This is a genomic window from Pedobacter sp. PLR (assembly GCF_026239675.1).
Taxonomy (GTDB): domain Bacteria; phylum Bacteroidota; class Bacteroidia; order Sphingobacteriales; family Sphingobacteriaceae; genus Pedobacter.
Genome location: NZ_JAPIVQ010000011.1, coordinates 182,282 through 189,454 on the forward strand (window position 1 = coordinate 182,282; position 7,173 = coordinate 189,454).

At 38.0% G+C, this 7,173-nt stretch carries 4 protein-coding genes; 1 reads left to right on the top strand and 3 read right to left on the bottom strand.

Annotated features, from left to right (window positions below; all coding sequences use genetic code 11):
- Positions 1–40: 40 nt before the first annotated feature.
- The 3 genes from OQX61_RS23095 to OQX61_RS23105 are packed head-to-tail and all read right to left on the bottom strand — an operon-like array spanning position 41 to position 6,186.
- Positions 41–1,558, bottom strand: coding sequence for a thioredoxin family protein (locus tag OQX61_RS23095; RefSeq protein WP_265844200.1), 1,518 nt, complete (start codon positions 1,556–1,558; stop codon positions 41–43).
- Between the two features lie 33 nt (positions 1,559–1,591).
- Positions 1,592–2,974, bottom strand: coding sequence for a RagB/SusD family nutrient uptake outer membrane protein (locus OQX61_RS23100; RefSeq protein WP_265844201.1), 1,383 nt, complete (start codon positions 2,972–2,974; stop codon positions 1,592–1,594).
- 20 nt (positions 2,975–2,994) lie between these two features.
- Positions 2,995–6,186, bottom strand: a complete 3,192-nt coding sequence (locus OQX61_RS23105; RefSeq protein ID WP_265844202.1) for a SusC/RagA family TonB-linked outer membrane protein — start codon at positions 6,184–6,186, stop codon at positions 2,995–2,997.
- Positions 6,187–6,795: 609 nt separating this feature from the next.
- Between OQX61_RS23105 and OQX61_RS23110 the strand changes: the two genes are divergently transcribed.
- Positions 6,796–7,125 carry a hypothetical protein gene (locus OQX61_RS23110; protein WP_265844203.1) on the top strand — a complete coding sequence of 110 codons (330 nt, stop codon included), beginning with the start codon at positions 6,796–6,798 and terminating at the stop codon, positions 7,123–7,125.
- The last annotated feature ends 48 nt before the right edge of the window (positions 7,126–7,173 follow it).

The following is a 7,173-nucleotide window of genomic DNA, read 5'->3' on the forward strand; positions in this document are numbered from 1 at the left end:
AAATACAGCGGGATCAGGTATCCCTGCTGTATTTTTGGTTTTATAGGTTTTTGTCTATCATATTTTTGAAATTCTCTACAGTCTCAGGTCTTCCTTGTATAGGCCTGGGCATTGCAGTTGTTATGATTTTTCCCTTCTTAGAGATTAAAAATAATGTAGGGTATCCTGATAAACTGTAGTTTTTGATAATTGGATGCTGACTGCTCTGCCCATTTGTGTATAGATTGACCTGATCTTTATGGCTATAAGTCTCGTCGTTTACACTCTTTAACCACATTTCTTTTTTTGGATCAATGCTGATAGAAATAAATTCTACGTCTTTATTCCCCTGGTATGACCTCATAATTGGTTTTAATTCTTTAGCCAGGCTAATGCAGCCCAAGCATCCTGTAAACCAGAAATCTAATACAATTAATTTATCTTTAAATTCGCTTAACTTCCTAAGTTTCCCGTATTGATCAAATAGTTCATATTCATAAATGGAGCCTGAATAATTATTTATAAGGTTAGCTATGGAAGTTTTAAAAATATTATTACCCATTGATTTGTGTGCAGTATCTAAATAGGATTTTCCGTTTTTATGAACTATAGCATAATAGAAAGCTAAAAGTGTTACTTTATCTCTTATAATTCCAGCATGGTTTTTTTGAATAGAATTGTAGATTTGTTGAAAGGTATAGGGTATTTTTTTTTGACCAGAGTTATGCCTGGCAATAAATGAGGCTTCAAATGACTCTTTATGAAATAGAAAATCACAAAATCTATAGGATTTCACCAATGCTTTTTCATCTAAATCAAGCAGATCCATGCTTTCAAACCATTTATTATAGGTTTTAAAGCTCGTTTTTTTTCTTTTTTCATCTGTATTGAAATTGTTATTAAGTTGCCCAAGCAGTCTAGCGTAATAGTAACCCTGGCAATCTGCCAAAATAAGGTTGTAAATTTCAGGGCTTAACTTTGGTTTATAGCGTTTAAGTATGTCTTTCTTGGCATTGAAGGCTGAATCCTGCTGCTTTTTCCATTCTCCAAACATTTCTTCGTATTTTTTTTGTGTTTCAAAGCTGATGTACTGGCTTCTATCAAATCTTGGGCTTGAATTTATGCTTTGAATACAATTGTATTTTTCTGCTTTTTTTCCTTCAAAGGCTAATGTTTTTTTTGTTATATATAGCTTTATATGATCACCCTGTTCAAAAATATAAATAGGAGCACCATTTTCCATAAGTTTTTCTTTAGTGATTCCGTTGTCATGGTAACGTTTAATTTTTCCGTAATTTATTTTGGTTGAAATCGGGACTGTAATACGTGTTTCTTTGTTGATGATTTTAAACGTATAAATGTCCTTCTCCAAGGTGTAGTTCGTATTTACATCGTTCTTACACATTTCAAACTGAATGTAAAAATCTTTCAGCATGGTGGAATCCTGAACGACCAGATCAATTGTCACGAAACGTTTAGGAGTGGTTTTGCTCTGGGCTTTCAGGAGAGCTGGAAATATAAGGAATAGATAAGTCGCTAACCTAATTAGCGTTGTTCTAAAAGATGCTGAATGTCTCATAATTTTGGTTGTAAAATATAGTTGGTTTTTATATTATCGTTGATTTTGTTCTATTCCACCAAGAATAACCTCATCGTCCGGAATAGGGAATATCCATCGGGGATCATTGGGAGGAAGGGTGTAAAGGGTTCCCATAAACTTGCGGCTAATGGTGATTTGGGCTCCTTCTTTATTGAACCGCTTTAAATCATGCCATCGTTGTCCTCTAAATACAAGTTCCTTTCTTCTCTCCAATAATATGATTGTCAGAGCCTCTGCAGCTGAGTTTGCAGTTAAAGGACTGTACACAAACTTATTTGAATAGCGGGTAATTAATAATTGATTAAGCTTGTCCATTGCCAGCGTTATTTTTCCACTTCTGGCCAGACATTCTGCTTTTATGAGGTAGATTTCATCGGTGGCAAGCCCGGTAAATGGGTAACTTCCTGAACCGGCATATCCAGACTTTCTAGTATAATAACCATCTGCAGGACTAAGTCTGAAATATATGGGCTTACGCAGGTCATTAGTATGGTAAGACTGAATAAGGGAATTGACCACTCTGGATGGAGAAAGGGAATAAGTGGCAGTTAACTCATATCCTGCTACTGTATTCGTGTTGTAAATGAGTTCATCATTTGTAATGGTAAAAGGTCTGGTCGCTGTTAAATTTAGGGTATTGTAATCAATCAGTTTGTCGTATAGATTTAAGGATTTATCTGCATAAATTTCAGCCTGAGCATAGTTTCTCATCTCCAGATAAATACGAGCTAGCATTGCATATACCGCTATTTTAGAGGGTCTGTTTAAATTGGCGGAAGGTCTTGTAGCGGGAAGCAGGTTTTCTGCAATGGTCAGGTCGCTAATAATCTGGTCGAAAGTTTTCTGTAAGCTGGCGCGTTTCTCAATTTTATCAATACCTGATTTCAGGCGGATAGGGATCCCAAGGTCAGCAGAAGCAGTGTTGGCATCGTATGATTTACAGAAATTGCGGGTCAGATCGTACATGAAATAGGCCCGCCTGAATAAAGCCCATCCTTTCAGATATTGCCCCCTTTCAGTAACAGCGCTGTCGGATTTGGCTAAACCGTCTAATACAGCATTTGAATAGAATATGTTTTTGAAAGGCGTATTCCAATCCAGGATTCCTGATACTCCTCCATAAATATCCTTAGCCCATATATACGAATTTTGTTCTGTAATTGATTCATTAGCAAGGCTCTCCTCGTTGGCTAGTAAGTAATCGTCATCTGCTAATTGCGCCAGGGCACAGGTGCTTTGAATACCCGTATTATCAAGTAAATATTGAAAATCTGAAAGTGTGCTGGGTGTGATGATAGCTGTTGTTGGCTTCATTTCCAGAAATTCTGATTTACTGCAGCTACTTAAAAGAAAAAGTAACACGGGTAGGCAGATCCATTTTGTATATTTTTTCATGATGATTTTAATTTGTTGAATTAAAAAATTGCTTTCAATCCCATAGAGATGGTTTTTGCCGCAGAGATACCACGGGGGTAATCAGGATCAAGACCTTGTTTATTCGCCTTCCATAGAACCCCGATGTTATTGATCAGCACAAAAAGGCTTAGACTGTTGAATGGTAAGCCCGGCCTTTTATTAAGGTTGTATCCTAATCTGATGTCCTGTAGACGCAGATGGTCACCTTTTTCAATCAAGGCTTCTGAGTAAGTATAAATTGCATATCGGGATGGAACATTTGGGTATACCAGGGCGGGTACTTGAGTAATTAACTCATCACCTGGATTTTGCCATCTGCTTTGATAGTCGGCCACCTGATAGTTATTCCCATTAATGCTGTAAATACTGTTTTCTAACGAGTTTCGGCGGAAATAGTAACCAAACTTGTAAATGATGTTAAATGAGAAATCAAAAGCTCTGTAAATAAATGTGTTCCGTAAACTTCCAAATGAAGTTGGAATGGCAGAGCCACTGTATTTCAGGTCGTCCCTGTTTAAGGAATTTCTAATCGCAGTATAATCTGTACTTATTTCCCCATTCAAATATCCTTGTGGATTGCCTTTGGAATCTAAGCCAGCATATTTGTAGCTGAAAATGGAATAATAAGGATAGCCAATTAAAGGGTTATTGTAACCAGCAGTAACTATATCCGAATTACTCCCATTGTTTACTTTGTAATCAGTTACCTTGCTTTGACTATAGTTGTATAACAAGGTGGTATACCATTTTAGATTTCCGCTAAGGTTATTGGAATTTACCTGGATATCTACCCCTTTTGTCAAGGTGTTTGCTGAATTCCCTGTAAACAGGCTGATCCCTGTTTGTGGAGCAATAGGACTACTGCCAATGAGGTCAATGCCTTTCTTTTTCCAAAAATCAATACTTCCATTTATTCTTGCGGCTTTGGTGCTAAAATCTATTCCCAGATTCAGGTTTCTTATTCTTTCCCATCTGAGCCCTGGATTTGGGGGATTTACAATTTCCGTGGAGTATGCATCATACCTATTGATTAGATTTCCACCTCTTGCAGTTAAGTAGGCAGAGATGGAATTATTTACATTTCCGGTATACCCATAAGTGGCCCTCAATTTTAGCTGTGGCAGCCAGGTGATGTCATAAAATGCTTCCTTATTGATTACCCAGGCCAGCCCAGCGCTCCACAATGGAACTCCTTTTAGGTTGGTTGCTACGCCAAACAGGTTGGATTCATCCTTGCGTGCACTGATGGAGGCGATATACCTGCCTGCATAGGTGTAAGCTCCATTGAAGTAATAAGAAAAAAACCGATTGGTTGTGCCGAGCTGGTCCGAGTTTGGAGAGATCCGACCGCTGCTGGAAGGATTGTAGAAGATAGGGTTGTCTGCCGTATAGTTGACAGCAGCATTTTGATTGGTTGCTGTTTCAGGGAAATAGCCATAAAGTGTACCTCTGCTGTTAAAGTTATTGAAGTCCTTAACCTCCACACCTGTAATTGCGTTTACACTATGCTTGTCCCATTGTTGGTCGTAGTTCATTTGAATACGTCCATTGTGCGACTTAAGGTTGTTTAAACTGGTATTCAATATCCCTCCATAAGGGATAGGGTAAATCAGCGCCTGGGTAGTCGGGTTTATCTGAGTGTAAGTATTGATGAGGTCACGGGTGTAGTAGGATTCCAGTTCATTTAGTGTGTTTGTTTCGCTGATACCTTTTTCATAGCTGTATAATGCAGCGGCTTTAAGGCCTTTTAAAATGGTATAACTTAAAGAAAGGTTGATCCGGTAGTCAGTGAGATTGCTTGTTGTAGCACTGTAGCCATTGTTTAATTCATCCAGCGGTTTGTAGAGCCAGTTTAGTAGTTTGCCATTGCCTGCAGTGCTTGCATAAGAGGGCCTTAAGGTTCTTACTTTGATTAATGGATTGCCCTCAGCGTCGGCTAAGCGGTCATAGGGGTAAGACATGGCAATTCCAGGCGCTGATTTACTGACACTACCCGTGTATATGATGTTCGAAAACAATTCCAGCCTGTTTTTTAAAAAGTAATAAGTGTTGCTGGCATTTAAAGTGACACGGTTATAGCTGTTTTGCTGTGTGTTGCTCAGGTTTTTGTCATAGCCTGCAGAGACAAAATATTTCTGGCTGGCGCTTCCCCCGTTTACACTGGCCTGATACTGCTGATTTAGGCTAGGTCTGTAGTAGTATTTCAATAGTTGTTCCCTGGCATCATAACCTTTTAACGCGTCAATCTGTGCTATAGAGTCGGCTTTTGAAATGGTTTTGTTCCTTGATGCCAGAAAGATCTCTACTGCTGGTGATAGGGCCGCATAGCCGTTGTTGATGGTGCCATTATAGGCTCCTTTCCTGAACAGGAATTGTTCGATGTCTATGTACTCGGAGGAGCTTAATTGCGGTAGATCATACAAGTCTGGTTTTCTTCCGACGGTAAGGTTAGTATTTATGCTGATGGTTGGGGCAGCGTTTAAGGCTCCTTTTTTTGTGGTGATGACAATAACACCGTTTCCTGAACGTGATCCCCAGGCAGAGGCTGCAGCGGCGTCTTTTAAAATGGTGATACTTTCAACATCATTTGGGTTGATGTTGCTTAAGTCGCCATCGTATGGAAAATTGTCGACTATAATTAGTGGATCAGGATTGGAAAATAGTGTGGCTCTTCCTCTGATTTCAATATTGCTTTGTCTGAATTGTTTATTTCCGTTGGAGTTAAAAATCAATCCGCTGGTTACTCCATTTAATCTGCTAAGGATGTCTGTGCTTAGACTTCTGTTTAAAAGGGAGTTGTCTATCTGGGTGAAGGATCCGGTCGCTCTTTCTTTCGGAATGTTCTGGAAGCCGGTACTGACCACTTCTACTTCTTTCAGCTGATTGTGGTCTGGCTGTAAAATGATGTTTCCCAGATCGGAATTTTTAAGATTGGTTATTTCTCTGGGCTGATAGCCGATGCAGGTGATGATAAGCATGGATTGAGCGGGGACTCCATTTAAAGTAAACTGTCCGTTGTGGTCCGCTAATGCATGTTTTTTTTCTCCCTTTACGGTTATTGTTGTGCCAGGGATTGGCATTCCTTTTTCGTCAAGGATTTTGCCTTTGATGGATAGAGTGGTTTTTTGGGGCCTTGCATTAAAAAAAAGGCAAAGCGCGGCCACTACGATTAATAGTATCGTTTTTTTCATGTTAATGATTTAGATGGTTGATTAGATTTTTAGGGAGTACAAGATGAGCGTAACTTTAAAAGTTACTCATGATTTAACCGATAATAGGTCTTGATTGCCTGGGATAATGTTGATTTATGGCGGCGCCTGTATAATCAACATTAAGAGATTGAGATAAAGAGATTGATCTTTTAGCTTCATATTAATAATAGTTTATTTATTAATCAATACGAGTCTCTAAGAAAGAAGTTCCTAATGTCAATAGGAAGAGCTTCACAATCTTTTGCACGAGGTACCGCTAAGAACCTTCAAATTCAATGAACTTGATTTGACCACAAAAGACAAAGTGAAGCCCTTCCTATTGGATATAGAAGTATCACAAAGATATAAAATATCTAAGGATAGGGCATAACACTTATCTTCTCGTGGTCTAATTAGCGGTTTTCATACGAGAGACTTCTTTAGCTTTATAATTATTAAAGCTTTTATATCATTGGTTTTTAATTGCTTTTAGTTGGATGATCAAATATAAGTATAATTAGTTACTAGTGGTAATTAAATAATTACTAGGGGTAATTTTTTAATGACTTTCCTTTTGTAAGTCTGCATTTTTAATGAAATAGCGGTTTTATGTCAACAAAGAACAATTTCAAACGAGTATTAGACTTGGATTTACAGCATATTAAGGCTCTAATCGAAAATGGTGAAATTAAGAAAATGCGGGATCTTGAGAATTCAAGTTCGACCAAGATTGCAAAATTTGCTGGAATTAACCAGGGACGGTATGCATCCAAATTGTTTAATCCAAGTGATTTTTCAGCATCCGAAATTTGTAGGATTTCTTATGTCTTAGATTTAGATCCGAGTTTGATGTCAAGTATTATTATAACTGAGATTTCAGAAGTAGAATATGAAAGAGTTAATTTAAATTTTGAGAAAGAGCTATTGAAAAAGAAGTAGATGTTTTTTTTAAGTGGTGCTGTAAAGCAGGGTTATTAATTTATGATC

Coding starts and splice junctions, on each gene's coding strand:
- OQX61_RS23095 (WP_265844200.1), bottom strand. CDS start 1,558: ATGAGACATTCAGCATCTTTTAGAACAACGCTAATTAGGTTAGCGACT.
- OQX61_RS23110 (WP_265844203.1), top strand. CDS start 6,796: ATGTCAACAAAGAACAATTTCAAACGAGTATTAGACTTGGATTTACAG.
- OQX61_RS23105 (WP_265844202.1), bottom strand. CDS start 6,186: ATGAAAAAAACGATACTATTAATCGTAGTGGCCGCGCTTTGCCTTTTT.
- OQX61_RS23100 (WP_265844201.1), bottom strand. CDS start 2,974: ATGAAAAAATATACAAAATGGATCTGCCTACCCGTGTTACTTTTTCTT.